This window comes from Pseudomonas sp. GW821-FHT07F05, assembly GCF_059418765.1.
Genome location: NZ_JBWKQL010000012.1, coordinates 159,963 through 186,241 on the forward strand (window position 1 = coordinate 159,963; position 26,279 = coordinate 186,241).

The window sequence follows — 26,279 nt, forward strand, 5'->3', positions numbered from 1 at the left end:
AGCCCTGTGCCCGTAACCCATTTGGTTATAACCATAGAACGTCTCGATCTAGGCGCGATATAAGAAAAACAGCAGTCCTTAGAGCAAAAATCGCTATCCTGCCCGCCGGCTTTTGAATGTGCAGTCAGGCAGAGCAATGGATTTTGGCAACGCAGGTTTCGTCGTCGCAGGGCTGGTGGTCGGTTTCATCGTAGGCATGACGGGGGTGGGCGGTGGATCGCTGATGACCCCGATCCTGCTGTGGTTTGGCATCAATCCCGCCACCGCAGTGGGCACTGATCTGCTGTACGCCGCCATCACCAAAAGCGGCGGCGTGCTGGTTCACAAAAAGAACGACAACATCGACTGGGGCATCACCGGCTGGCTGACTCTGGGCAGCGTGCCGGCCGCTGGCCTGACGCTCTGGTTCCTGAGCAGCCTGCACACCGCGCCGGACGCGATGAATCAGGTGATCAAACAAGCGCTGGGTGTGGTGCTGCTGCTGACCGCGCTGGCGATCTTTTTCAAAAAGCGCCTGCTGGCGTTTGCTCAGCGCCACGCCGGGGATCGTTATCGCCTCAGCAGCAGAATGCTGAACGGGCTGACGGTGCTGACCGGCGTCATCCTCGGCACCATGGTCGCGCTGACGTCCATCGGCGCCGGCGCCCTCGGCACGGTGGCGTTGTTCCTGCTTTATCCCTTCCTCGAAACCCGTCGCCTGGTTGGCACCGAAATCGCCCACGCCGTGCCCCTGACCCTGATCGCCGGCATCGGCCACGCGAGCATGGGCAACATGAACTGGTCGATGCTGGGCTACCTGCTGATGGGCTCGCTGCCCGGCATCTACATCGGCAGCCACCTGACCGGCCGCATCCCCGACGCCATTCTTCGTCCATGTCTGGCGCTGATGCTGCTGGCGATCGGGTACAAGCTGGTGTTTTAACGCTGCATGGATGCGCCTGTCGACGTAGCAGTCATGGGCGCTGGTTTGCTGGGGGGCATCCGCTGTCTCTCCAGCGGCCGAAATGCCGTCTTCGTGAGCAAGCTCACTCCCACAAGGTATGTGTTTGCTGCAGGACATTCAGCGCCTGCACCTCTGAGCTGACTTCTTGTCTGCCCCCCAATAGCGCTGCGTCTCGATGAACAGGACTTGTTGATCCAGATCAATACCGGGTCACTTCAGGCGAGCACACTGGCCGTCGGTTGATTCAGGTCAGCCACCGCCAAGCACATCGCGATCGTGGGAGGCTCATGAGGCAATTCCATGACTGATCATTCGCGCCCGTTACTCGAACTTAGCCCGTCTCAGGCAAAGGAAAACGCCATGAAAGGCAAAATGAAGGCCGCAGTTGTAGAAGCATTCGGCAGCCCGCTGATGCTTCGCGAGTGGGACATTCCCACGCCGGGCCCCGGGCAGATCCTGATCAAAACTGAAGCCTGTGGCGTGTGCCATACCGACTTGCACGCGGCACGGGGAGACTGGCCGGTGAAGCCTTCGCTGCCCTTCATTCCGGGACATGAAGGCATCGGCATCGTGGTGGCCCTGGGGGCTGGCGTGACCAGTGTGGGCGAAGGCGATCGCGTCGGCGTGCCGTGGCTGTATTCAGCGTGCGGTCACTGCGAGTATTGCCTGAGCGCGTGGGAAACCGTGTGCGCCAGCGCCGAGTTCGGCGGCTATACCCGCAATGGCGGGTTCGCCGAATACATTCTCGCCGACCCTGAATACGTGGCGCACATTCCGGCCGGGCTCGCACCCCATGAAGCCGCGCCGATCATCTGCGCCGGGGTCACCACCTACAAAGGCATCAAGGAGGCCGATGTCAGGCCGGGTCAGTGGATCGTGATTTCGGGGATTGGCGGCTTAGGGCATTTGGCCGTGCAGTACGCCAAAGCCATGGGCCTGCGCGTGTGTGCGGTGGATGTCGACGACGGCAAACTGACCCATGCCACCAGGCTGGGTGCAGACGCGGTGGTGAACGTCCGTGCGGGTGATCCGGTGCAGGCCGTCAGGGACGTCACCGATGGCGGGGCGCACGGCGTGCTGATCACCGCCCCTTCGCTGGCGGCGTTCAAACAAGGGGTGGGCATGACGCGCAAACGTGGCACGTGCGTGCTGGTCGGGCTGCCGCCGGGCGAGTTTCCGCTGTCGCTGTTCGAGGTGGTCGCCAACTGCATCACCGTACGCGGCTCGTTCGTCGGCACTCGGCAGGACATGGCCGAAGCCTTGGCCTTCGCCGCCGAAGGCAAGGTGAAGGCCGACATCGAGTTGCGGCCGTTGGCCGAGATCAATCAGGTGTTCAGGGAGTTGGGGGACGGCGAAGTACAGTCGAGGATCGTCATCGATTTTCGCGGGTGATTGACGATAACTGCCCCATGCACCCATTAGGACCGGCTTTAGCCGGGAAGGCATCAGTCGTCACGCCGCAGAATTGAGGGTGGTCTCACTGGCCTCTTCCCGGCTGAAGCCGGTCCTACTGCACCGCGTGCATCCAGCAAGAACCGGCGCGCATTCAGGTCAGTTCCCCGAGCGGAACGGAATAGGCTGGCGGGGCGCTTCGGGTGTGGTGTGCGGCTGCCCGACCATTTCGTCGTAGACCACCGGGTGCACGATGAACAGCTTCACGTCCTGAAGGGACGACAGGCATTTGCGCGCTTCGTCGACCGAGGCCACGTGCAGCGCTTTGCCGTCCGGGCTGTTAACGGCATTGGACTTGCCGTCCATGAGCGCATGGATGGCATACGAGCCACCTTCGATCGACACCAGATTGACCTCGGTGACTTCCCCGGCCTTGACGTGTTTGCTGAGCTTGTCCAGATCCATTACGGCACCTTAATTACGCACGCGGGCGTTGTCTGTTCCATGGATTGATGCGGAACCGTCGACGCGGTTCGCTTGCATTGGAAGAGGATGGCGGTGCCAAGTTCAACGTAAACAGGGGAGGCGGACGAGGGGGCGTTGGCGGGGGCTTGCAACGGGATCAGCGCCGCGAAAAAAACCACCGTTGCCTGCCCATCGAAAACAGGCAGGCAACGGCTTTTCAATCAGCAGAGCTTGTCAATAACGCGCAGGCCAGGCGCTTGCTGCACGGCGCCCCATTCACTGCTCAGGGTTTCCAGTACCTGGCCGAGGAACTGCTTGTCCGCCGCGGCCTTCTTGCCGACATAACCGTGGCCCTTGCGGTACATCTTCAGCCGGGCACGCATGCGCGGATGCTGACTCTCGAATTGTTCTTCCTCGGTGCAGGCACCCAGGCCGTCCATGTGCACGTTGCCTTCCTCGCACACCCAGAGGATGTGGCTATCAAGGGAATCCTTGCGTGCGGCGAACAGTCGAGCCAATTGATCAATGGTAGGTTGGTTGTTCAGGTTCATGGTTGTTACCCCTTTTTGACCACTGGTTAATCTATCGAGTGAGTTCAAACGCAATGGCGAATCGTCCGTCGATTCGCAGTCCTTCCAAACGCTGACAAGCAAGGTCCGTCGGTACACAGAGCCGGTGCCGGGCCGCAAACGTGTGGGTATTGATGAAGTCAGAGGGGAAAGATCGGCCCTGGGCGAGAAGGGCGGACGCCTGGAAGACACGGGCGACTGGGTGGTCGACCACAAGTGTCATGAGGACGTGTCGCCAGCGCTCGGCCTGGTGGGTCGATCATGCCGGTTCGGCTTCATCAATCTGCCTTGTGGGCAGCACACATCCAGAGGTTGTTCGACGGCTGTGTCGAACGGGCCCGGAATACTTTTGCCAGCTCTCCCGATCGGGGAGACGCCTGCACTATGCAGTCGGCAAAAGGCGTCGTCAACGGTTTTGTAGTGATTATTTTCGTGCACTACATATTTTGTAGTTTCAGAACATGGAGGTCGATTCGTGACTACAAAGTCAATGAATCCGGGGTTGACAGCGCGGGCGTCGGGCGGGGGGCATGAAAGAGTGGTGCCGAAACGACGCTTGCCCGCGACCGGATCAGCCAGCCATTACCTCTGGCTGACTGACCCCATCGCGGGCAAGCAGGTGTCGCTATGAATCCAGGCGCGAACAGTTACGCCTGTGGAGCCTTCTGCAGTTCAAACAGCAACAGCGAACGCGGCGTGACCGTGTACTCGCTGCCGAACTCGAACTGGTCCTTGCCGTCGATTTCCGGCTGATTGGTGTCGATCAGGCTGGTCCAGTTGAGACCTTCCGGCACCTCCGGCAGCGTGAAGTTGACGCCGTCGTGGTGTGAGTTGACCACCAGCAGCAGCGTCGCTTCGGAGCCGCGACGACGGATACCGGTTTCCTGCGCGCGGCCGTCCATCAACATGCCCAGGCAGCGGCCGTTCGGGTCTTCCCACTGCTCGATGGTCATCTCTTCGCCGCTTGGCGACAGCCAAGTCACGTCCTTCACGCCCAGTTCTTCGTTGTAATCGCCCACCAGGAAGCGGCTACGACGCAGGATCGGGTACGACTGACGCAGCTTGATCAGACGCTTGACGAACGCCAGCAGGGCCTTGCCGTCTTCGTCCAGGTCCCAGTTGACCCAGCCGATCTCGCTGTCCTGGCAATAGGCGTTGTTGTTGCCGTGCTGGGTACGAGCGAACTCGTCACCGGCAACCACCATCGGCGTGCCTTGGGCCAGAATCAGCGTCGAGAAGAAGTTGCGCATCTGACGCAGGCGCAGCGCGTTGATTTCCGGATCGTCGGTCGGGCCTTCGACGCCACAGTTCCAGGAACGGTTGTCGTTGCTGCCGTCCTGGTTGTTCTCATCGTTGTCCTCGTTGTGCTTCTCGTTGTACGACACCAGGTCATGCAGCGTGAAACCATCGTGGGCGGTGATGAAGTTGACCGAAGCGTAAGGGCGGCGGCCACGCTGGTTGAACAGGTTGCCCGACGCCGTCATGCGGTTGGCAAAGTCCGCCAGTTGGCCTTCATCGCCTTTCCAGAACGCACGGATGTTGTCGCGGAATTTGTCGTTCCACTCCGCCCAGCCCGGCGCGAAGTTGCCGACCTGGTAACCGCCTGGACCGCAATCCCAAGGCTCGGCGATCAGTTTCACCGAACGCAGCACCGGATCCTGGCGGCAGGCCACGAGGAAGCTGTGGCGCTCGCTGAAACCATCGTGGTAACGGCCAAGGATGGTGGCCAGGTCGAAGCGGAAGCCGTCGACGTGCATCTCGGTCGCCCAGTAGCGCAGCGAATCGGTGACCATCTGCAGCACGCACGGGTGGCTCAGGTCGAGGGTGTTGCCGGTGCCGGAATCGTTGATGTAGTAACGCTTGTCATCCGGCATCAGGCGGTAGTACGAGGCGTTGTCGATACCGCGCATCGACAGGGTCGGGCCGCGCTCGTTGCCTTCGGCGGTGTGGTTGTAGACCACGTCCAGGATCACTTCCAGGTTGGCGTGGTGCATGTGCGCAACCATTTCCTTGAACTCGGAAATCTTGCCGTGGGCCAGGTAGCGTGGATCCGGGGCAAAGAACGCCAGGGTGTTGTAACCCCAGTAGTTGGTCATGCCTTTTTCCAGCAGGTGCTGGTCGTTGACGAAGGCGTGGATCGGCAGCAATTCGATCGAGGTGACGCCCAGACCTTTGATGTGCTTGATCACGTCATCGACCATCAGGCCGGCGAACGTGCCCTTGACTTCATCAGGCACGGACGGGTGACGCATGGTGAAACCGCGGGTGTGGGTCTCGTAGAAAATCGTCTTGTCCCACGGCACGTCGACGCGCTGTTCGCGGCCCCAGGTGTACGCAGGGTCGATGACCTTACACTTGGGCACGAAGGGCGCGCTGTCACGCTCGTCGAAGCTCAGGTCGTCGTCCGGGTGACCGATGGTGTAACCGAACAGCGCCTCGGACCACTTCAGCTCGCCGACCAGTTGCTTGGCATACGGGTCGATCAGCAGCTTGTTGTGGTTGAAACGGTGGCCGTTCTTCGGATCGTACGGACCATAGACGCGATAGCCATACACCTGACCCGGGTGGGCGTCGGGCAGGTAACCGTGAAAGATCTCGTCGGTGTATTCCGGCAGCTCGATGCGCTCAAGCTCCACTTCACCGGCCGAGTCGAACAGGCACAGCTCGACCTTGGTGGCGTTGGCGGAAAAGATGGCGAAGTTGACGCCGAGGCCGTCCCAGCTGGCGCCGAGCGGGAAGGGCAGACCTTCCCGAATGCGCGATGCCGTGACTTCGGGGCTGCCAGCGTTGCCGGATTCATTCTGTGTAGCGGTGCTTTTATCTTGCGTGCTCATGTGTATTCCTGACGTTCGAATGAGTTCCTGAAGGCGAACAAAGCCGTGGCCTCAGTACGTGACTGCGCCATCGATGCAACAGGTTTGAAAATTACCGCAGGGTGACGACCGTTTTAAGGCGATCCCTGCGGTAGGGGTGTTAGCGGCGCAACAGTGACGCGTTAAAGCAGTTGATCAAGACGCAGGCTTGGCTGCGGCAGGCTTCTTGGCAGAAGACTTGGCCGCCGGCTTGGCCGGTTTGGCGGCAGCATCGGTACCGCTCGCCGCAGCCTTGGGTTTGGCGGGCGCCTTGGCTGCCGGTTTAGCGGCAGGCTTGGCGTCAGCTTTTGCCTCGGATTTGCTGGCAGCCTGATCAGCGGAGCTGCCTGCTGATTTTGCGGCTGATGCGGCTGCGGGTTTAGCCGCAGGCTTGGCAGCAGATTTCGCCGCCGGTTTGGCTGCACCCTTCGCAGCGGGTTTGGCAGCGGCAGCCTTGGGCTCCGCTTTGCCGTCGAGCTTGGACTTCGCCGTCTTCGCAGCAGCCGGTTTTTTAGGCGACTTCGCCTCGGCGGCGGCCAACTTGCTAGCCATTTCCCAGTGGCGGGCATCTTGCCCATGTGGCTTGCCTTCCGTTTCCCAGATCTGGTGGGCAAGCTCGCTGATTCTTTTATCGTCGGCACTCATCTCGACACTCCCGGTATCACAAGGTTTGTATAAGCAGGTTTACAGAAATTTCCTTGAGCGCTGCGCTGAGCAACATTTCCTTGCTGGATGTGACTGTAGCCTGAGAAAAAAGTCCCTTCCAATTTGGATGTGAATCAGCGAACGGCAGGTTGATTCGTGTATCGCCCCAATTTGCTGCATTGATGAATGGAGTTTGCGCAGTGCCCAATAGTTCAGCCGGCAAGCGCGGAACCACAACAATAGCCCGCATCTCTTTCGTTACCCGGGCAAAAGCGATGACGTGATCGGCTTTTTCACCCACCACTTCAAGGGGTTGATATTTGCCTTCACTGAACAGCGCGGGGTACTCATTGCGCAGGCTAAGCACCTGAGCAATCAACGCCTGCTTGATCCGGCCGTCATGCCACTGGTTCAACAGCTCGGTGACCGGCACGGATGCCTGCAACGCACGTTCGCGAGCGGGGTAATCCACCGGACGACGGTTGTCCGGATCCACCAGGCTGAAGTCCCAGAACTCGGTGCCCTGATACAGATCAGGCACACCGGGCGCAGTCATTCGCAGCAAAGTTTGCGCCAGACTGTTGAGCGCGCCGGCCGTCGCGATGCGATTGGCCGTGGCACCGATGGATTGACGCAGTGCCAGACCGTCGGCGTTCAGCAGCAAGTGCTGGAGAAACTCGCGGCACGCTGTCTCGTACGGCTCGTTGGGCGCGCTCCAGCTGCTCTGCAGTTTGGCTTCGCGCAGGGCCTTTTCCTGCCACTGGGTCAGTCGCTTGGCGTAGGCTTCGAAAGCCGGCTCGCCTTCGAGGTCCAGCGGCCAGCTGCCGATGATTGCTTGATACAGCATCAGCTCGTCACCCGGGCTGATGTGGGTGTCACCCGCCTTGAGCGGCGCCGACAGCTGCTGCCAGCGCTCGACCTGCTCGGCGTACCAGGGCGCCAGTTCGCTGAGCACGGCCAGACGGGTGCGGGTGTCTTCGCCGCGCTTGTGGTCGTGGGTCGCGGTGGTCAGCAGGTTGTTCGGGAAGCTCTTGTGCCGCTCGATGGAGACTTCATGAAACGCCTCCACCGGCGCACTGAAATGTTGCGGGTGGAAACCCACATCGTTGCGCGAGAGCAGCACGGCGGAGCGATAGAACGACGTGTCTTCCACCGATTTGGCCGCCACTGGCGACGTCAACTGCTGGAAACGGTTGCCGGCCTTGCGGCGCATTTCGCGCAACCGGCCCGTCGGGTAGTCGCGCAGCTTCTCGCCACCCAGCCACAGCTTGAGGGAATCCAGCACCGGCCAGTCGCCTTCGCTGAGCATCTCCCGCGCACCGTCCATGGCCTGCTGGAAGAAGCGCTCGTCTTCGGCAGAACGGCCGCAGGCGGTGAGGTAGGTGCGGTAGACCGGGAAGTTGCTGACCAGCGCCAGCAGCGCGCGACGGATGGCGCCAAGGGTCATGTCGCGGGTCATCACGTCACTGCGCGAGACCTGCAGCAGTGCCTGGGCCAGGTTTTCGAAATCACCCGCCAGCGTGCCATGGAGCACCAGATCGCGGGCTTCCAGCACTTCCTGATTGAAGTCGGCCGTGCGTCCGCTGATGCGGCTCCACAGCTCGCCCAGTACGGCTTCACCTTTCGGATCGTGCTGCAGCAGCGACACCTGGTTCATGAATTCATAACCGGTGGTGCCGTCGACGTTCCAGTCAGTCCGCAGTTGCTCGTCGGGGCCGAGGATCTTCTCGACGAAAATCGGCAGACGTTCCAGTTCGGTGCCGGCCGGGCGCAGTTTCATCAGGCTGTCGACGCGACGACGCAGCTTGCGGCAATACCCGCGCGGATCGGCGAGGCCATCGATGTGGTCAATGCGCAGACCGTCCACAAGCCCTTTGGCGATGAGTTCGAAAATCTTCCCGTGGGTTGCTTCGAACACCTGCGAACGCTCGACCTTCAGGCCGCCCAGCTCGTTGATGTCGAAGAAACGCCGCCAGTTGATGTCGTCACCCGCGGTGCGCCAGCTCGCCAGACGATAGTCCTGCTGCTCAAGCAAACGGTGCAGGCGGTCGAAGCCTTCCGGGGTGCTGGAATCAAACTGCGCGAGACCTTCTTCAACGGCCTTGACCAGCTCGGGTTTGGCCTTCACCGCTTCGGCCAGCTCAGCCTTGGCCTGACGGGCACGCTCGTAGGCCTGCGGATAGTTGTCGAGGTCGGCGAAGCGCTGGGCCAGTTCATCCAGCTCGGAACGCTTCGCTGCCTTCAACAGCGGCGCGTACGTGGCGGGGTTGATCGGGAAGAGATGCTGATAGTGCTCGGCGTGGAAGGTACCGTGCTCCGCATCGAAACGCAGGGGCACTTCACCCTTCTGCAACACGGTGCCGTAGTCGGTGCTAAGGAACGGCAACAACAGCTGGCCCTTGAGCAGCGGGTCCGGGGAATTCCACTGGATGTCGAAAAACTTGGCGTACGGGCTGCGCTGGCCCCATTCGAGCAGGTCGAGCCACCAGGGATTGTCGTTGCCGCCGACTGCCATGTGGTTGGAGACGATGTCGAGAATCAGGCCCATGCCGTGCTCACGCAGCGCCGCGACCAGACGCAGCAAGGCCGGCTCACCGCCCAGTTCGGGGTTGATCACCCGCGGGTCGACCACGTCGTAACCGTGCATGGAACCGGCGCGGGCTTTCAGCAGTGGCGAGGCGTAGATGTGGCTGATGCCCAGGCTGGCGAAGTACGGCACCAGCTTGGTGGCGTCGTCCAGCGTGAAGTCTTTGTGAAACTGCAGGCGCTGGGTGGCGCGCAGGGATTTAAGAGGGGTACTCATTTTTGATCACGCTCCGCGGCTTGTTGCCGTGCCGCTGCCAGAATTTCAAGTCGTCGTGCTGCATCGGCGTTGTTCAGCAGAGAACCGCTGTCGCCGTTGAGCCGACGTCGCCAATTGGGATGACTGTCGATGGTGCCGGGGAAATTCGCCTGCTCATCAATGCCGAGGGCGTCCTCGATCGGGAGCAGCACCAACGGCGCCGGGGTGTGGCCGAGGTACGCAATGCTGTAGTCGATGACGTCTTTGGCGCTCACACTTTCACCGCTGCTCGGCAGGGTGTAGTTCTGCTTGAGCGCCGTGATCAACCCCTTGCGTTCCCGTTCGCGGCCGTCGCGCATCTTCTGCTCGGCGTCGTCATCGACAAGCCCGAGTTTTTTGTTCCAGTCGACATCCAGTTCGCTCAGCCAACCGGTGAGGGTAGGCAGGTCGTGGGTGCTGGTGGTGGCCAGTGCGTCTCTGGACCACTTGGTGATGGGCTTGAACGTCGCGTCGTCCTGTTCGAACAGCAGCACGCGCATCCCGAGGATCTCGCGTTCGGACAGCTTCTCGTGCAGACCTTCGGGCACCGTGCCGAGGTCTTCGCCCAGAACGATTGCTTCGTGACGCCACGATTCCAGGCTCAACAGCCGCAGCATGTCGTCCAGCGGGTAATTCAGGTAAGCGCCTTCACTCGCCGGGGATCCCAACGGGACGACCCACAGGCGCTGCAGCCCCATCACATGGTCGATGCGCAGGCCACCGGCGTGGGCGAAGTTGGCCCGCAGCATTTCGATGAACGCCTGAAAACCATTGCGCTTCAGGCCGGTCGGCGAGAACGCCGAGATGCCCCAGCTCTGGCCCGAGCGGTTGAGAATGTCCGGTGGTGCGCCCACGGTCAGCGAGGAGAGCAACTCGTCCTGACGACTCCAGGCCTGGCTGCCGGCACCGTCGGCACCCACAGCCAGATCACCGATCAAACCGACGCTCATGCCGCTCGATCGTGCGGCGGTCTGGGCGCGTTCGAGGCCACGCGCGATCAGCCATTGCGCGAAGGCGTGGAAACCGATCTCTTCGCCGTGCGCCTTGGCGAACGCGTCGAGGGCAGGGTTACGCGGGTTCTTGTACTGCTCCGGCCATTCATGCCAGTTGCCGCCAATGCCCAATTCGTCGCCCGCATCACGCAGGGCTTCGAAACGGCAGTGGTTTTCCAGGGCTTCACCGCCCGCTTGGCGGAAGCTCTTGAAGTCCTCGTGGAAGGGATGATCGCTGCCGATGAAGCCGGCATACAGCTCGCGCAGCAGGGCATATTTTGCTTTGGCGGCGGCGGGCCATTCGATCAGCTCCAGTGATTCCAGACGCTTGAACTCGTCGGCCAAGCCGGCTTTCTCGATTGCCAGCTCAACCGCGCGGTCACCGAGAATGGTCCCCGGCGCCGCATACAGCGCGTTGAGGAACAGGCGACTGGACGGCGAGTACGGGCTGTAGCGCTCGCTGTCGTTGGAGAACATCGCGTGAACCGGGCTGATCGCCACGGCCGAGGCACCACGGGTGCCTGCAGCGCGTACGAAAGCCTCCAGCCCCTGGGTATCGCCGATACCGCCATCACCTTCACGGCGCAGGTAGTACAGCTGAGTGGTCAGGCCCCAGTCGCGGGCGATTGCTTTCTTGCTGGCCATGTTCAGGCTGTAGCACGTCTTTGGCGCGACGGCGACGGTCAACTGCTGGCCGCCCACGTCCAACTGGTGATAACCCACTGTGGCCAAGCCGGGCAGGCCAGCCTTGTCGGTGAGCTTCGCTTCAAGCAGCGAGCCGTCTTCCAGCGTCAGCGTGAACGCGGTGGCTGGGGCGAACCAGCTCGACAGGTCGAGATCCTTGCCATGGTCGACGGTCATCAACGGCGGCGGGGTGGCGGGCTGACTTTCTTCGTTCAGGCGTTTAAGGCTGGCTTCGACGTCTTCTTCTGTCTCGGCGGGGTAACCCAGGCCGCTGAGGACCTTGCGCAGGACCTCGGGGCTTACGTGTTGCGGTTTGGCGTTGGCGTCCTTCCAGTCAACCGACAGGCCCGCCTGGGCTGCCAGTTTTTCCAGTTGCTCATTGCTCATCCTGTTCCTCCACAACGTCACTCGATTTCAGGCTGACAATGGCCGTGTATGGATTGAGGGTGGCGGATGGGGAAAGTTCTGCGGACTTGGCACGGGATTGATGAAGCACTCTGTAGCCGGTGTGATCATCAGTGTCGACCGCCTCGCTGCCGAGGTTCAGATCAATGCGCAACTCGCTGCCGTCGCCCAGCTTCCAACGTGCGCTGACGGCTTTGTCGCCGAGCTCTTTCACGCCCAACGCACTGGCGCCGTGCAGGCGAGGGAACAGCTCGGTCTTGCGAATCTGCAGCAAGGTTTTGTAGAGCTCAAGCCAGTTGCGATGGTCCTGACCCTTGTCGGTTTCCAGCAGCAGCGCATCGAACGCCGGACGCGAGGCCTCGAAAGTTTTAAGAGCATTGGGATCAGGGATCTGCTCGCGCTTGGCCGGATCCTTGAACGCGGCGAAATCCTTGAACTCGCCACGACGTCCTTCACGCACGGCATCTGCCAGCTCGTCATGGAAGTCAGTGAAGAACAGAAACGGCTCGCTTGCGCCCCACTCATCGCCCATGAACATCAGCGGGATCATCGGTGACAGCAGCAACAGCGCCGTCGCCGCCTGCAATGCAGGGGCCGGGCTCAGCTGAACCAGACGCTCGCCGAAGGCCCGGTTGCCGATCTGGTCGTGGTTCTGCAGAAACAGCACGAAAGAGGTCGGCGGCAGATGGCCGCTCGGTTCGCCCCGGGCGTGGCCATGACGGGTGGATTCGCCTTGATAGACAAAGCCTTCGCCCAGCAGACGCGCAAGCTTTTGCGTGGGTTTTTCGGCGAAGTCGGTGTAGTAAGCGTCGGTCTCGCCGGTCAGCAGGACGTGCAGCGTGTTGTGGCCGTCATCGTTCCATTGGGCTTCGTAGCCCTGATCCATGCGTCCAGCTTCGTTGAATTCGTTTTCCAGGGTCAGCCACACGTGACGCTCCGACGGAATCGTCTCGCGTACGTGTTCTGCCAGGTCTTGCAGAAAGGTCGGGTCTTCGATGGCGTGCACGGCGTCGAAACGCAGGCCGTCGAAGCGGTAGTCCTGCAGCCACATCATCGTGTTGTCGATAAAGAAGTCGTGTACTTCACGGCGGCGGAAATCGATTGCGTCGCCCCACGGCGTCTTCTTGTCGCTGCGGAAGAAATGACTGGCGTAGGCGCCGAGGTAATTGCCGTCCGGGCCGAAGTGGTTGTAGACCACGTCCAGAATGACCGCGAGGCCCAACCCGTGGGCGGTGTCGATCAGGTGCTTGAGTTGGTCGGGCGTGCCATAGGACGACTGCGCGGCGTAAGGCAACACGCCGTCGTAGCCCCAGTTGCGATCACCCGGGAATTGCGCGATAGGCATCAGCTCGATGGCGGTGATGCCGGTGTCCACCAAATGCTGCAGACGCTGTTCAACGCCTTCATAGCCACCCAGTGCACCGACGTGCAGCTCGTAGATGACCGCCTCGTGCCAGGGCCGTCCCTGCCACTCGGTGTTCTTCCACTGGTAGGTGGCCTGGTCGACGACGATGCTGTAGCCGTGCACGTCGCCGTCCTGAGCCCGGGAGGCCGGGTCAGGAACAGTAAGGTTGTTTTGTCCATCGAGAGCGACGTTGAAGCGATAGCGCGTGCCAGCTCCACACTCGGTCTCGACCACGAACCAGCCGTCCTGCTCTGGCTGAAGGGCCTGTGCAGGCCCGTTTTCGAATTCGACGCTGACGCTTTGGGCGTCCGGTGCCCAGAGGGCAAACCGGGTGTGTTGTGGATCCAGCATGACGGCGCCGTGGCGCCAGTTTTGATCCGTGCGCGAAGGCATCCGTAATTCCTTGATCAGTGGGTTATCAATAATGCAGTGCCACGCCTGCGTTTTTCTTCAGCAGCTCCTGGTAAAGATCGGCGTAGGGTTCTACCGCCTTGTGCCAATCGAACGGAGCGGCCATGGCGCGGCAGCGCATGGCGTTGAGCAGCAATGGACTTTCGAAGACCTTGAACGCGCGGGTCAGGGCTTCGGTGTAGCTCTCGACCGTGGATTCGTCGAACAGGAAACCGGTGCAGCCGTCTTCGATGGTGTCCGCGAGACCGCCAGTGCGGCGTCCGATCGGCAGGGAGCCGAAGCGCTGCGCGTACATCTGGCTCAGGCCGCAAGGCTCGTAGCGCGAAGGCATCAGCAGAAAATCACTGCCGGCGAACATGCGACGTGCGTCTGTCTCATTGAAGCCGACGCGCACGCTGACCTGACCCGGGAAGCGGGCGGCGAGGGCGCGCATGGCGTCTTCTTCTTCAGGTTCGCCACGGCCGATGATCGCAATCTGGCCGCCGTTGTTGACGATGTGCTCGGCAACCCCGATGGTCAGGTCCAGACCCTTCTGGTAAACCAGACGGGAGACCACGGCGAACAGCGGGCCGGTGGAAGGCTCCAGTTCAAACAGCTCGCGCACGTAGTCAGCGTTGATTTCCTTGCGGGTCCACTCGTTCGGAGCGAAGCGGCAGATCAGGTGCTCGTCGGTGGCAGCGTCCCAGCTCTCGTCGATGCCGTTGGGAATGCCGCTGAGCTGACCGCGGTCGGCTTTGCTCTGCAGGAAGCCTTCCAGGCCACAGCCAAAGTCCGGGGTGGTGATTTCTTTCGCGTAGGTCGCGCTCACGGTCGTGATATGGCTGGAATACGCCATGCCGGCCTTGATGAACGAGAGCTGACCGTAAAACTCCATGCCTTCCGGGCTCAATGCAGAGTCGGGAATGCCCAGCTCACGGCTGGAGGCAATGCTGACAAAACCCTGATACGCCAGGTTGTGGATAGTGAAGATCGACGGCGTGGTCTGGCCGCGCCATTTCATGTACGCCGGCGCCAGGCCTGCTGGCCAGTCGTGAGCGTGAACGAGCTCGGGGCACCACTGGGTCTTCACCGCGCCGGCCGCAAAATCGGCAGCCGCCAGGCCCAGGCGGGCAAAGCGAATATGGTTGTCGGACCAGTCGCGGCCGTCATTGTCACCGTAGGGCGTGCCTTCACGCTCGTACAACTCGGGACAGATCAGGACGTAAATGACCAGACCGTCTTTCATGTCCATCCGGCCGATCTTGCAGGGAGGCAGCGCGGCGTGACCGGGCAGCTCGCTGATGATGTGGATCGGGTTGCCACTATTGATGACCTGTGGATAGCCGGGAATCAGCACGCGTACATCGTGCAGGTGGCGCATGGCGCGCGGCAGTGCGGCTGACACATCGCCCAGACCGCCGGTTTTCACCAGGTCGGCCATCTCTGAAGTCACGAACAGGACTTTCTTGCGGGTTACCGAAGAAATCACTGGTTGAACAGGAGGCAGTTGCAGCACGGGTGCGCTCGTCGTTGCGAAGACCGGCAGATGGGTCAGCTCGCTGGCCGGCTGATTAAAACTCTCTCCCTTCTGGGTTTTGACAGCGGCACTAATCATCGTTTTCTCCAGTTCGATATGCAGTGTTGGTACAGCACTTAAGGTGTAAGCAGCCATTTCCTATGGCCAGGCACACAAGACCTACGCAAGATCGATACCGATTTACCGACTGCACATTAGAGGACAAGGTGAAAGCGGACTCTGCTTCGATTTTTCAACAGCATAGTTGCTCTATTCACATGACCCATGCGCCTGTGCAGAAGTTTCGACAATTTTTCCGGGCCATGTCTGGCATGCGGGATTGCGATGCGGGGTATTGTGGAATTCAGGGTGATGAAGCGATCTGCGAGGCCCTAAATGCGCCGTTGTGGAGCATGGGGTGTAGGCCTTCTTACAGGGGTGCCGTCGGTCGGATTGTTGGACAATTACCGGGCCGATGGTCTATCCGCGCGCAGCCCCTGCGCTGTTGTGGGACACCGTAGGCACAATTTGCTCGCACTGCCTTTTCCCGGTGCGCGCCGGAAGAATTCCTGACCGATCAGAGACATTTCCTACTTCTGTATAAGGATATTTTTTCGGCCAGGGCGTTAGAATCGCCGCCACGCGGCACGTCGGCACACTGAGTCGACTGCCTGTTGAGGTTTCTCCAGCGGTAGAGGAAGTCAATGCAAGCCCCTGAGGTTCTGGTACTGCAAGCCAGCTACAGCAATTCGGTTCACGCAGAAGCGATCGGATTTCTGCTCAATCAATACGCCGAGGACGCCATGGGTGGCGGTCAGTCGCTGTCCATGGACACCCGTCAGCAATTGGCGATCGAACTGGCCAAGCGCCCCCATGCTTTCAGCGTGCTGGCGTTCATCGCCGGCGAGCCGGTCGGTCTGGTCAACTGCTTCGAGGGCTTCTCGACCTTCGCCTGCCGGCCATTGGTCAACGTGCATGACGTGGTGGTGATCGCTTCGGCACGAGGCCAGGGGATCAGCCAGAAGATGCTGGCCAAGGTCGAGGAAATCGCCCGCCAGCGCGGCTGCTGCAAAATCACCCTGGAAGTGCTCGAAGGCAACGAAGCCGCCAAAGGCGCGTACCGCAAGCTTGGATTTGCCGACTACCAGCTGGACCCGCAAATGGGTCGCGCGCTGTTCTGGCAGAAGTCGCTCTAGCGAAGCGCTGTCAGTGGGACCGGCTTCAGCCGGGAAGGGGCCGTTTTGAACACCTTCAATTTTATGGTGTGACGCAATAAGCCTTCCCGGCTAAAGCCGGTCCCACTCAATACCCGCGGTGTTTCTGTTGTTGCCCAGGCAACACCTTCCAAACCATTTGTAACAGTTCTGTCCTGTAAGGCGATTCCGAGAGCGCGATAGGATCGCCTGCCGTATTGCTTTCAGGACACACATGTCGCTCTCTCTGGAACCTCCCAGTCGCCGATTCCCCTCAAACAGGGTCGCAGGCGTTCACTTCGCTTTATCCCGCTTAAACAAGATTTCTGTCTGGCTCGACCTGCCTTCCGGCACGTCGGGCCTTTTCGTGTCTGTGCCATTGATCGAGAAGGGGCGCTGACCCATGGAATGGATCGCTGATCCCACGGCCTGGCTTGGCCTGTTGACCCTCATCGTGCTTGAGCTGGTGCTTGGCATCGACAACCTCGTTTTCATTGCCATCCTCGCCGACAAGCTGCCGCCCGAGCAGCGCGACCGCGCGCGGGTGCTGGGCCTGTCGCTGGCGTTGATCATGCGCCTGGGCCTGCTCGCGAGCATTTCGTGGATGGTGACGCTGACCGAGCCGCTGTTCGAGGTCTTCGGCAAGAGCTTCTCCGGTCGTGACCTGATCATGCTGTTCGGCGGCGTGTTCCTGCTGTTCAAGGCGACCATGGAATTGCACGAGCGCCTCGAGGGCCACGTCGCTCAGCGGGCGGGCAGCACAACCTACGCGCTGTTCTGGCCCATCGTCGCGCAGATCGTCGTGCTCGACGCGGTGTTCTCCCTGGACGCCGTGATCACCGCCGTGGGCATGGTCGATGAGCTGTCGATCATGATGATCGCCGTGGTGTTCTCGATCGGCATCATGATCATCGCCAGCAAGCCGCTGACCGCATTCGTCAACGCCCATCCGACGGTAATCATGCTGTGCCTGGGCTTTTTGATGATGATCGGTTTCAGCCTGACCGCCGACGGCCTGGGTTTCCATATCCCCAAGGGCTATCTGTACGCCGCCATCGGTTTCTCGATCCTGATCGAGGTGTTCAACCAGATCGCCCGTGCCCGCCGCAAGCGCAGCGTGAAAGGTGACTTGCCACGCCGCGAGCGCACCGCCCATGCCGTGCTGCGCCTGCTGGGTGGCCGCAGGCCGAGCGCCGAGGAGGTCGGTGAGGAGATCGCCGACATGCTCGACGGCGACAGCGACGAGGTGGTGTTCGACCGCCGCGAGCGGGTGATGATCAGCGGCGTGCTGCAATTGGCCCAGCGGCCCATTCGCGGTGTGATGACGGTGCGCAACGACGTCGACGTGATCGATCTGGATGACACGCCGGAAGGCATTCGCCAGCGACTGGTCAACTCGTCGTACTCGCGACTGCCGCTGATCCGCGGGGGCCGCATCGACGAGCCGCTGGGCTTCGTGCACAAGAAGGAAATGCTCAACGCCTGGCTGTCCGGTACCGAGCCGAACATCGAACACCTCGCCCGGCCGACGCTCAATCTGCTGGACAGCTTCTCGATCCTCAACGCCCTGGAACAGATGCGCGCGCAGTCCACCCACATCGCCTTCGTGATCAACGAATTCGGCGATTTCGCCGGTATCCTGACCATGACCGACGTCCTCGAATCCATCGCCGGCGAGCTGCCGGACGCCAGTGAAATCGAGGGCCCGGACCTGGTCGAGGAAGGCGGGGGCGTGCTGGTCAATGCCGCCATGAACCTCAGCCATCTGCGCGAACGCATCGGCTTCAAGGCGCGGGCAACGAGTGATTATCAGACCCTGGCGGGACTGGTGGTGAGCCTGCTGGATCGTTTGCCGGTGATTGGCGACGAATTGCAGTGGGAGGGTTGGCACCTGAAGGTCGTGCAAGTGCAGGAACGGCGGGTGACCCGCGTGCTGCTGCGTCAAACACCGGCTCCCTAACCCTGGTTGAAGCACACCCATGCCGACGAACAAAAAAAGGCCTGCATTGCGCAGGCCTTTTCGTTTGCAGCGAACGTCACTTCGCCTTTTTTACTTTTGCACCACTTCGGGCATGGTGCCGGGCTGGCTGGCGGCCTTTTCCATGTGGGCAAAATCACTCAGCCCCTTCGGCGCATAGGGATCGCCGATCATGCGTGGGCGCGCCTTGAAGTCTAGGCTGACCAGGCTTTTGGTGGTATCGAGCTCATCAAAGCTCAGGCCTGCCAGTTGCGCCCAGGTGTGGATCAGGTTCGAACTGGTGTAGGGCCGATCGTGGATGCTCTCGAAATTCCAGTCATGGGTCTGCTTCCACTTCGGCGAGGCGTAGGCAATGAAGGGCACGGTGTACATCGGGATGGTCGGTTTGTTCTCGTTGCGGCCCAGGGTGTTGCGGCCTGGCGAGTCATAAACGTCTTCGCCGTGGTCCGAGAGGTACAGCAGGAAGCCGTTCGGGTCGGCCTTGCCATATTCCTTGATCAGACTGGACACCACGAAATCGTTGTAGAGCACGGCGTTGTCGTAGCTGTTGTAGAACTCCAGCTTGCTGTCATCGATGTCCGCCGGCACGCCATCACGTCCGCTGAATTTCGCGAACTCCTCCGGGAAGCGGTACTGATAGGCCATGTGGGTACCGAGCAGGTGCACCACGATCAGTTTGCGCGGTGCGGCATCGGTCAGCGCTTTGGTAAACGGCGCGATCACGTCGCCGTCGTACTGCCGAGCGTTCTGATTGCGGTTGTTGTTCAGGTAGACCTGTTCGTCAGCCTGTTCGGAAAAGGTGGTCAGCATCGTGTTGCGCTTGGTCATCGTCTGCTGGTTGGTAATCCAGAACGTCTTGTAGCCCGCCTGTTTCATCACGCTGACGATCGACGGCGTCTTCAGGTAAAGGTCCGGGTTTTCCTCATCGGCGAAGGTCAACACCTGCTGCAGCGCCTCGATGGTGTAAGGCCGAGGCGTGATGACGTTATTGAACACCTGCAGCTGGTCCTTCATGGCGTCCAGGTTCGGGGTGGTCTGGCGCGGGTATCCATAAAGGTGCATGCGCCCGCGGTTGGTCGACTCTCCGATCACCAGCACCAGGGTGGTGGGCAGATTGGCCTGCTGGTCCTTGAGGTTTTTCAGCGGCGCAATGTTGCTGCTGCTGGTCAGCATGTCCTGCATGCCATCCAGTTGCTGGGTGTAACGGTGATAGGCAACGATCATCTGCCATGGCACCGCTGGCTCGATGCGCGACTCGAAGGCTTCGAGGGCCGAGGCGGTGTCGTCGTGGCGGGCCAACTGTTTGGCCAGCGGGTAACCGATGATGCCGATCAACAGCGCTGCCGCAACGGCGTAGGCGCGAGCGCGTGGCATGTACACCGGACGCAGGCGTGTCCACAGGAAGATCGCGAACGCGGTGTGGGCGATGAACGCCAGCACGATCCACCACGCGAAGTATTGGGTCATGTACTCGCCGGCTTCAGAGATGTTCGATTCGAACATGATGAAGATGACGCTCTGGGAAAACTCCTGCTGGTAAATGAAGAAGTAACCCAGGCTCGCCATGGAGCAGGCCCATAGAATCACGCCGATGACCGCAGCCATGATGCGGGTCTTTTGCGGGAACATCAGCATGGGCGCGAGCCAGATGCCGCTGATCACGAACGCCTGACGGAAGCCGGCAAAACCGGTGATGCCGGTGAGTTGGATAAGCAGTTGCGTGATGCCGGAGAAGTACCAGAAAAACACGAACAGCCAGATCACTCCCGCCCAGTCGAACCCTTTCGGAGTCGTAGTGCTCCGTTTCATCGTTGTCATCAAGCGCTCCGCTATAGACCGTTCAGGCGACCAAACACCGCCCGAATGAATTCAAGTGCCAGCATCTGGCCAGCAATCAATGTGTTGAGGGTCGGGATTATGTTTTCAACGGGGTGAAAATTTTGTCAGGAGGGTGTTGCGAAACCGCCAAAATCGGCTAAAGACGCGGAGGCTAGAGCAGGCCGGGGAACGTAACGACGTGTGTCGGGTCCGACGGAGGGTCGAAAACCGTGTCACGTGTGCGGCAATGCAAGGCGCTGCCGAGGTACGGCGGAGGGTGGATTCAACGATGCGCCGGCAAGCCTGCAGATCAGGCTTGCCTTGAAGGGTGTGGTGCGGGGAGTCGTGAATCAGGCGTGCAGGGCGGTGCCGTTGCCGATGAGCTGGGCGTGTTGCAGCATCGAAGTCAGCTGGGCGACTTTGTTCTGCAATACGGCGCGTTCTTCCCTGAGCTGGCGCAGCTCGTCACGACGGATTGTGACGTAAAGGGTCTGTGGAGCGTTGGCTGTCAGTACTGTGCCCATTGCACACCTCGCAAATGGCGGGTTCAACTTCATAAGGTTCAAGCAAGGACGTCTGCTACCTGGCAAGTCCTGCTCACTACCTCTATCGGCCGGAATTCTGATTTCTTTTGCGTAAAAAAGGAACTTTTTTATTTATGATTGTCGCGAACGTTTCTTGATCGCGAAAACCTGCGTCATAGGGCAGTCTTGCAGACCTCTGTGCCGATGCACATGAAACATTTTTCACCGGGAAACCATAGTTTGCCTCCCCGGACTAACCCACTATGCGGCACTGGGCTATAAACTGAGGCACCTCTGAATTTGATTAAGGAGCACCTCTACATGCAACTCGGGATTGTTGGACTAGGCCGCATGGGCGGCAACATCGCACGTCGACTGATGCTCAATGGCCACACGACTGTGGTCTATGATCGCGATGAGAAGTCTCGCACCGTGCTCGCCGCAGAAGGCTCGACCCCGGCAACAGACCTCGCCTCACTGGTCGCTGCCCTGGAAAAACCGCGAGCCGTCTGGGTGATGTTGCCTGCTGGCGCTCCAACCGAAGACACCATCAACGAGCTGGCCGACCTGCTCGATGCCGACGACGTGATCATCGACGGCGGCAACACCTTCTATAAGGACGACGTACGTCGCTCCGTGGCGCTGAAAGACAAAAACCTGCACTACGTAGACGTGGGCACCTCCGGCGGCGTCTGGGGTCTGGAACGTGGCTATTGCATGATGATCGGCGGTGAAACCGACGTCGTGACTCGCCTCGACCCGATCTTCAAGACCCTGGCCCCAGGCATTGGCGACATCCCGCGCACCAAGGACCGTTCCAAAGACGCTGATCCCCGCGCCGAGCACGGTTACATCCACGCCGGCCCGCCGGGCGCAGGCCACTTCGTCAAGATGATTCACAACGGCATCGAGTACGGCATGATGCAGGCCTTCGCCGAAGGCTTCGACATCCTCAAGACCAAGAACTCGGAAAACCTCCCTGTCGAGCAGCGCTTTGACCTGAACCTGGGCGACATCGCCGAAGTCTGGCGTCGCGGCAGCGTGGTCTCCTCCTGGCTGCTGGACCTGACCGCCGACGCTCTGGCCACCGACCCACAGCTCAACGCCTATTCCGGCTCCGTCGCCGACAGCGGTGAAGGCCGCTGGACCATCGAAGCGGCCATGGAGCAGGCGGTGCCGGTTCCGGTGCTCTCCACTTCGCTGTTCGCCCGCTTCCGCTCCCGTCAACAAAGCACGTACGGCGACAAGATGCTGTCCGCCATGCGTTTCGGATTTGGTGGTCATAAGGAACCAAAATAATGGGTTTATCCCGCAGCAAGCAGAATGCTCCGGTCGCTCCGGCGACCACGCTGTTCCTCTTCGGCGCCCATGGTGACCTGGTCAAACGGCTGTTGATGCCGGCCCTCTACAACCTGTTTCGCGACGGGTTGGTGGGGGAGGACCTGCACATTGTCGGCGTTGACCACAACACCGTCAGCGATGCCGATTTCGCCAAGAAGCTCGAGGATTTCATTCGTCAGGAGGCGGCCAGCAAGGTCGCCCAGGGCGGCGAAGAGCCTCTGGATCCGGCGCTGTGGGGCAGCCTGTCGAAGCGCATCACGTACATCACCGGCGATTTTCTCGACGATTCCACGTACGCGGACATCGACGCGAAGATCAAGAGCACGGGCACCCGCAACGCCGTGTTCTACCTGGCGACCGCGCCGCGTTTCTTCAGTGAAGTGACGCAGCGTCTGGGCTCTTCCGGGCTGATGGTCGAAGATGACGAGAGCTTCCGTCGCGTGGTGATCGAGAAGCCGTTCGGCCACGATCTGCCCAGCGCTGTGGCATTGAACAACTGCTTGCTGAAGGTCATGAGCGAGAAGCAGATCTACCGGATCGACCATTACCTGGGCAAGGAAACGGTGCAGAACATTCTGGTCAGCCGTTTCTCCAACGGTCTGTTCGAGTCGTTCTGGAACAACCACTACATCGACCACGTGCAGATCACTGCGGCCGAAACCGTGGGCGTCGAGACCCGTGGCAGTTTTTACGAGACCACCGGCGCCCTGCGGGACATGGTGCCCAATCATCTGTTCCAGCTGCTGGCGATGGTCGCAATGGAACCGCCCGCTGCATTTGGCGCCGATGCCGTGCGCGGCGAGAAGGCCAAGGTGGTCGGTGCGATTCGGCCCTGGTCGGAAATGGAAGCGCTGGCCAATTCGGTGCGCGGTCAGTATTCCGAGAGCAGCATCGATGGCAAGGCCGTCACCGGCTACCGCCAGGAAGACCGTGTCGATCCCGAGAGCAACACCGAAACCTACGTCGCCCTCAAGGTGATGATCGACAACTGGCGCTGGATGGGCGTGCCGTTCTACCTGCGCACCGGCAAGCGCATGAGCGTGCGCGACACCGAGATCGCCATCTGCTTCAAGCCAGCGCCGTATGCGCAGTTCCGTGATACCGATGTCGACAGCGTCGCGCCGAATTTCCTGAAGATCCAGATCCAGCCTGACGAAGGCATGTGGTTTGATCTGCAGGCCAAGAAGCCCGGCCCGACCCTGGACATGCAGACCATCGAGCTGGGTTTTGCCTACAAGGACTTCTTCGAGATGCAGCCGTCGACCGGGTACGAAACCCTGATCTACGATTGCCTGACCGGCGACCAGACCCTGTTCCAGCGCGCCGACAACATCGAGAACGGCTGGCGTGCCGTGCAACCGTTCATTGATGCCTGGGCCAAGGATCCGCAAGTGGACCTTTACCACGCAGGCGAGGACGGGCCCTCGGAGGCCGATGAGTTGCTGGCCCGTGACGGCCGCACATGGCAGCGCCTGGGATGAGTGACGTTTCGCAGCCCCTCATCCAGTTCATGCTGTCCGACATCGACGGCACGCTGCTGCACCCCGATCACAGCCTGAGCCAGGCCAACATCGATGCCGTGCGTAAATTGCAGGAGGCCGGGATTCATTTCTCGGTCGCCAGCAGCCGTCCGCCGCGTGCCATGCGTCAGCAGATCGAAGCCCTGGGCATCACGCTGCCGACCGTGGCGTTCAACGGCGCCAACATCATCAACCCGGACGGCAGTTTGTTGAAGGCCCACCGCATTGATGCCGCGGCGGCCCGCACCAGTCTGGAGTTGTTCGCCAGCGAGGCGGTGGCGGTCTGGGTCTTTGCCGATGACCAGTGGCTGCTGCTCAATCCCGAAGGGGATTACGTCGACCACGAACGCAACACGCTGGGCTACGACTTCGTTCAGGTCGACAGCTTCGACGAGTACCTGGACCGCATCGACAAGATCGTCGCGGCGAGCAAGGACTTCGAGCTGCTCAAGCGCCTGGAGGCCACGCTTAACCCGCTGATCGCCAAGTCTGCGTTGGCAGCCCGTTCACAATCCTACTACCTGGACGTCACCGCGCTGGACGCCAACAAGGGCACTGCCCTTGAGACGCTGGCCGATGCGTTGGGCGTGCCGCTGGCCCACACCGCGGCGATCGGCGACGCGGGCAACGATGTGGCGATGTTCCTTCGCGCCGGGCTGTCGATTGCGATGGGGCAGGCCGAGGTGGGCGTCAAGACCCAGGCCAACTACGTCACCGACAGCAATGCCGATGACGGGCTGGCGAAGGCCATCGAGCGTTACATCCTGCCCCGTTGATTCGGGGCGGCGGTTGCGCTGCCACTCATGGGTACCGCTACTCAAGGGCACGGCGCACAACAAGAATAAAGTGCTCACCAAGAGGGATAACCGCCCGATGGCTGTATTGATCGAAGATTACGCGCTGCTCGGCAACTGCCGGACCGCAGCGCTGGTGGCCCGCGACGGGTCGCTGGACTGGCTGTGTTTCCCGCGCTTCGATGCGCCGGCCTGTTTCGCCGCGCTGCTGGGCGACAGCAACAACGGGCGCTGGAAGCTGGCGCCGGTTGACGGCAGCACCCGGTCCCGCCGCAGCTACCGTGACGGCACACTGATTCTCGAAACCCTCTTCACCACCGACACCGGACAGGCGCTGCTCATCGACTTCATGCCCATGGAGATCGACAGCAGCGTGGTGCGCATCGTCGTTGGCGTAGAAGGGCGCGTGGATTTTTCCATGGATCTGGCGATCCGCTTTGACTACGGCAGCACCGTGCCGTGGGTCGAAAAGCGAGATCCGCATACCATGACCGCCGTTGCCGGCCCGGACATGCTGGTGCTGCGCACGCCCGCCGAACTGCACCCGATGGACCATCACACCGAGAGCCTGTTCAGCGTTGAAGCCGGTCAGCGGCTGGGCTTCGCGCTGTCCTGGCAGGTCTCCCACGAGCCGGTGCGTGCAGGGTTCGACGTGGAATCGGCGCTGCAGCAGACCGAAACCTTCTGGCGTGATTTTTCCGGCCGCTGCCCGGATGTCGGCCCCTGGACGGATCAGGTCAAGCGTTCGCTGATCACCCTCAAGGCCATGACCTATGCGCCGACCGGCGGGATCGTCGCGGCGGTAACCACCTCGTTGCCGGAGCAACTGGGCGGCGAGCGCAACTGGGATTACCGCTTCTGCTGGCTGCGCGACGCGACCATGACCCTGCTGGCGTTCATGAACCTGGGCTACTTCGAAGAAGCGACCGCGTGGCGCAACTGGCTGCTGCGCTCGATCGCGGGCAACCCGGAACAGGTGCAGATCATGTACGGCCTGGCGGGGGAACGGCGCTTGCTGGAGTATGAGTTGCCGTGGCTGGCCGGCTACGAGCATTCGCGTCCCGTGCGGGTCGGCAATGGTGCGGCCAGTCAGGTGCAGCTGGATGTGTACGGCGAAGTCGCCGACGCCATGACCCAGGCCCTTAAAAACGGCCTGCCGGCGCTGCCGCGCAGCACGGACATCCAGAAAGTGATCATGCCGTTTCTGGAAAAAGTCTGGCATCAACCGGACGCCGGCATCTGGGAAATCCGCTCGGCACCTCGGCATTTCACCCATTCCAAAGTCATGGCGTGGGTGTCATTCGACCGCAATGCCGGGGTGTTGGCCAAGAGCGATGACCCGGAAGACCGCGAGCGGGGACGGCATTATCGTGAGGTCGCCGATCAGATCCACGCCGACGTCTGCGCCCACGGCTTCGACGCAGAATTGGGCAGCTTCGTGCAGACCTATGGCGGCCAGGAAATGGACGCCAGTCTCCTGCAGATCGCGCTCACCGGCTTCCTCCCCGTCGACGACCCCCGCGTCACCGGCACCGTCACACGGATTGAACAGTCGCTGATGAAAGACGGCCTGCTGCTGCGCTACGACAGCGAACGCAGCACCGACGGCGTGTCGGGCAGCGAAGGGACCTTCCTGGTGTGTTCGTTCTGGCTCGCCGACGTCTACGTGCTGCAAGGCCGCGACGACGAGGCCCAAATCCTCTTCGAACGCCTGTGTGGCCTGTGCAACGACGTCGGCCTCCTCGCCGAACAATACGACCCGCAGCAAAACCGCATGCTCGGCAACTTCCCCCAAGCCTTCAGCCACATCGGCATCATCAACACCGCCCTGAACCTTCACCGCGTCATCTGCCCCGTAAAAAGCCGCGCGGCCACACCGTCCTAGCGGGACCGGCTTCAGCCGGGAAGCTTTTGCCGTTGCTTTTGATCTTCTACGCAGCAAGTCCAGGCGACGACAATCGCGACTTGGGTGCAGGCTGAACGCAGGTCTCGCGGAGTGGGCCGAGCCGCATGGATGCGGCGAGAGCGCCGT

Annotated in this window: 18 protein-coding genes; 8 read left to right on the forward strand and 10 right to left on the reverse strand. The window is 61.1% G+C overall.

Features of this window, described 5'->3' with window-relative positions; genetic code table 11:
- The first annotated feature begins 136 nt into the window (after positions 1 to 136).
- Both AC07RO_RS21770 and adhP read left to right on the forward strand, forming a co-directional pair.
- On the forward strand, positions 137 to 922 hold the full coding sequence (locus AC07RO_RS21770; RefSeq protein WP_282372691.1) for a sulfite exporter TauE/SafE family protein: 786 nt from the start codon (positions 137 to 139) through the stop codon (positions 920 to 922).
- Between the two features lie 381 nt (positions 923 to 1,303).
- Positions 1,304 to 2,335, forward strand: a complete 1,032-nt coding sequence (gene adhP / locus AC07RO_RS21775; RefSeq protein WP_495087059.1) for an alcohol dehydrogenase AdhP — start codon at positions 1,304 to 1,306, stop codon at positions 2,333 to 2,335.
- Between the two features lie 159 nt (positions 2,336 to 2,494).
- Here adhP and AC07RO_RS21780 read toward each other — a convergent pair whose 3' ends face one another.
- The 8 genes from AC07RO_RS21780 to glgA all read right to left on the reverse strand — a co-directional run bounded on the left by AC07RO_RS21780 (position 2,495) and on the right by glgA (position 15,178).
- Positions 2,495 to 2,800 carry a DUF6482 family protein gene (locus tag AC07RO_RS21780; RefSeq protein WP_495087060.1) on the reverse strand — a complete coding sequence of 102 codons (306 nt, stop codon included), beginning with the start codon at positions 2,798 to 2,800 and terminating at the stop codon, positions 2,495 to 2,497.
- Between the two features lie 221 nt (positions 2,801 to 3,021).
- The gene (locus AC07RO_RS21785; protein ID WP_282372688.1) at positions 3,022 to 3,351 is read right to left on the reverse strand and encodes a hypothetical protein; all 330 of its coding nucleotides are present in this window, start codon (positions 3,349 to 3,351) and stop codon (positions 3,022 to 3,024) included.
- 665 nt (positions 3,352 to 4,016) lie between these two features.
- Positions 4,017 to 6,203: a glycogen debranching protein GlgX gene (gene glgX / locus AC07RO_RS21790; protein WP_192172129.1), complete on the reverse strand. Its 2,187-nt coding sequence runs from the start codon at positions 6,201 to 6,203 to the stop codon at positions 4,017 to 4,019.
- Positions 6,204 to 6,377: 174 nt separating this feature from the next.
- Positions 6,378 to 6,866 (reverse strand): DUF2934 domain-containing protein, encoded by a 489-nt coding sequence (locus AC07RO_RS21795; RefSeq protein ID WP_192172128.1) that lies wholly within the window; start codon positions 6,864 to 6,866, stop codon positions 6,378 to 6,380.
- A 16-nt stretch (positions 6,867 to 6,882) separates the two neighbouring features.
- Positions 6,883 to 9,669, reverse strand: coding sequence for a malto-oligosyltrehalose synthase (locus AC07RO_RS21800; RefSeq protein ID WP_495087061.1), 2,787 nt, complete (start codon positions 9,667 to 9,669; stop codon positions 6,883 to 6,885).
- Complete coding sequence (malQ, locus tag AC07RO_RS21805; protein WP_495087062.1) at positions 9,666 to 11,750, reverse strand: 4-alpha-glucanotransferase; 2,085 nt, start codon at positions 11,748 to 11,750, stop codon at positions 9,666 to 9,668. Before malQ ends, AC07RO_RS21800 begins: the two co-directional genes overlap by 4 nt.
- Positions 11,740 to 13,566 (reverse strand): malto-oligosyltrehalose trehalohydrolase, encoded by a 1,827-nt coding sequence (gene treZ, locus AC07RO_RS21810; protein ID WP_495087063.1) that lies wholly within the window; start codon positions 13,564 to 13,566, stop codon positions 11,740 to 11,742. The genes malQ and treZ overlap by 11 nt, the downstream gene beginning before the upstream one ends.
- Before the next feature lie 25 nt (positions 13,567 to 13,591).
- Entirely contained in the window at positions 13,592 to 15,178 is a 1,587-nt protein-coding gene (gene glgA, locus AC07RO_RS21815; RefSeq protein ID WP_495087064.1) for a glycogen synthase GlgA, read from the reverse strand.
- A gap of 605 nt (positions 15,179 to 15,783) precedes the next feature.
- Here glgA and AC07RO_RS21820 point away from each other — a divergent pair.
- Positions 15,784 to 16,275, forward strand: coding sequence for a GNAT family N-acetyltransferase (locus tag AC07RO_RS21820; RefSeq protein ID WP_192172123.1), 492 nt, complete (start codon positions 15,784 to 15,786; stop codon positions 16,273 to 16,275).
- 400 nt (positions 16,276 to 16,675) lie between these two features.
- A complete protein-coding gene (locus AC07RO_RS21825; RefSeq protein WP_495087065.1) occupies positions 16,676 to 18,232 on the forward strand; it encodes a TerC family protein in 1,557 nt (518 codons plus the stop codon).
- A gap of 90 nt (positions 18,233 to 18,322) precedes the next feature.
- Here AC07RO_RS21825 and AC07RO_RS21830 read toward each other — a convergent pair whose 3' ends face one another.
- Complete coding sequence (locus AC07RO_RS21830; protein ID WP_282372547.1) at positions 18,323 to 20,068, reverse strand: phosphoethanolamine transferase CptA; 1,746 nt, start codon at positions 20,066 to 20,068, stop codon at positions 18,323 to 18,325.
- Between the two features lie 350 nt (positions 20,069 to 20,418).
- Entirely contained in the window at positions 20,419 to 20,592 is a 174-nt protein-coding gene (locus AC07RO_RS21835; RefSeq protein ID WP_192172120.1) for a DUF6026 family protein, read from the reverse strand.
- A 321-nt stretch (positions 20,593 to 20,913) separates the two neighbouring features.
- Here AC07RO_RS21835 and gnd point away from each other — a divergent pair, with 321 nt between their 5' ends.
- From gnd to AC07RO_RS21855, 4 genes are all read left to right on the forward strand, one after another.
- Positions 20,914 to 21,891, forward strand: coding sequence for a phosphogluconate dehydrogenase (NAD(+)-dependent, decarboxylating) (gnd, locus tag AC07RO_RS21840; protein ID WP_192172119.1), 978 nt, complete (start codon positions 20,914 to 20,916; stop codon positions 21,889 to 21,891).
- Positions 21,891 to 23,414 (forward strand): glucose-6-phosphate dehydrogenase, encoded by a 1,524-nt coding sequence (gene zwf / locus AC07RO_RS21845; RefSeq protein WP_346626305.1) that lies wholly within the window; start codon positions 21,891 to 21,893, stop codon positions 23,412 to 23,414. The genes gnd and zwf overlap by 1 nt, the downstream gene beginning before the upstream one ends.
- Positions 23,411 to 24,229, forward strand: a complete 819-nt coding sequence (locus AC07RO_RS21850; protein ID WP_495087066.1) for an HAD family hydrolase — start codon at positions 23,411 to 23,413, stop codon at positions 24,227 to 24,229. Before zwf ends, AC07RO_RS21850 begins: the two co-directional genes overlap by 4 nt.
- 97 nt (positions 24,230 to 24,326) lie before the next feature.
- Positions 24,327 to 26,132 (forward strand): glycoside hydrolase family 15 protein, encoded by a 1,806-nt coding sequence (locus tag AC07RO_RS21855; RefSeq protein ID WP_495087067.1) that lies wholly within the window; start codon positions 24,327 to 24,329, stop codon positions 26,130 to 26,132.
- Positions 26,133 to 26,279: the final 147 nt, after the last annotated feature.

Coding starts and splice junctions, on each gene's coding strand:
- AC07RO_RS21770 (WP_282372691.1), top strand. CDS start 137: ATGGATTTTGGCAACGCAGGTTTCGTCGTCGCAGGGCTGGTGGTCGGT.
- adhP (WP_495087059.1), top strand. CDS start 1,304: ATGAAAGGCAAAATGAAGGCCGCAGTTGTAGAAGCATTCGGCAGCCCG.
- AC07RO_RS21780 (WP_495087060.1), bottom strand. CDS start 2,800: ATGGATCTGGACAAGCTCAGCAAACACGTCAAGGCCGGGGAAGTCACC.
- AC07RO_RS21785 (WP_282372688.1), bottom strand. CDS start 3,351: ATGAACCTGAACAACCAACCTACCATTGATCAATTGGCTCGACTGTTC.
- glgX (WP_192172129.1), bottom strand. CDS start 6,203: ATGAGCACGCAAGATAAAAGCACCGCTACACAGAATGAATCCGGCAAC.
- AC07RO_RS21795 (WP_192172128.1), bottom strand. CDS start 6,866: ATGAGTGCCGACGATAAAAGAATCAGCGAGCTTGCCCACCAGATCTGG.
- AC07RO_RS21800 (WP_495087061.1), bottom strand. CDS start 9,669: ATGAGTACCCCTCTTAAATCCCTGCGCGCCACCCAGCGCCTGCAGTTT.
- malQ (WP_495087062.1), bottom strand. CDS start 11,750: ATGAGCAATGAGCAACTGGAAAAACTGGCAGCCCAGGCGGGCCTGTCG.
- treZ (WP_495087063.1), bottom strand. CDS start 13,566: ATGCCTTCGCGCACGGATCAAAACTGGCGCCACGGCGCCGTCATGCTG.
- glgA (WP_495087064.1), bottom strand. CDS start 15,178: ATGATTAGTGCCGCTGTCAAAACCCAGAAGGGAGAGAGTTTTAATCAG.
- AC07RO_RS21820 (WP_192172123.1), top strand. CDS start 15,784: ATGCAAGCCCCTGAGGTTCTGGTACTGCAAGCCAGCTACAGCAATTCG.
- AC07RO_RS21825 (WP_495087065.1), top strand. CDS start 16,676: ATGGAATGGATCGCTGATCCCACGGCCTGGCTTGGCCTGTTGACCCTC.
- AC07RO_RS21830 (WP_282372547.1), bottom strand. CDS start 20,068: ATGACAACGATGAAACGGAGCACTACGACTCCGAAAGGGTTCGACTGG.
- AC07RO_RS21835 (WP_192172120.1), bottom strand. CDS start 20,592: ATGGGCACAGTACTGACAGCCAACGCTCCACAGACCCTTTACGTCACA.
- gnd (WP_192172119.1), top strand. CDS start 20,914: ATGCAACTCGGGATTGTTGGACTAGGCCGCATGGGCGGCAACATCGCA.
- zwf (WP_346626305.1), top strand. CDS start 21,891: ATGGGTTTATCCCGCAGCAAGCAGAATGCTCCGGTCGCTCCGGCGACC.
- AC07RO_RS21850 (WP_495087066.1), top strand. CDS start 23,411: ATGAGTGACGTTTCGCAGCCCCTCATCCAGTTCATGCTGTCCGACATC.
- AC07RO_RS21855 (WP_495087067.1), top strand. CDS start 24,327: ATGGCTGTATTGATCGAAGATTACGCGCTGCTCGGCAACTGCCGGACC.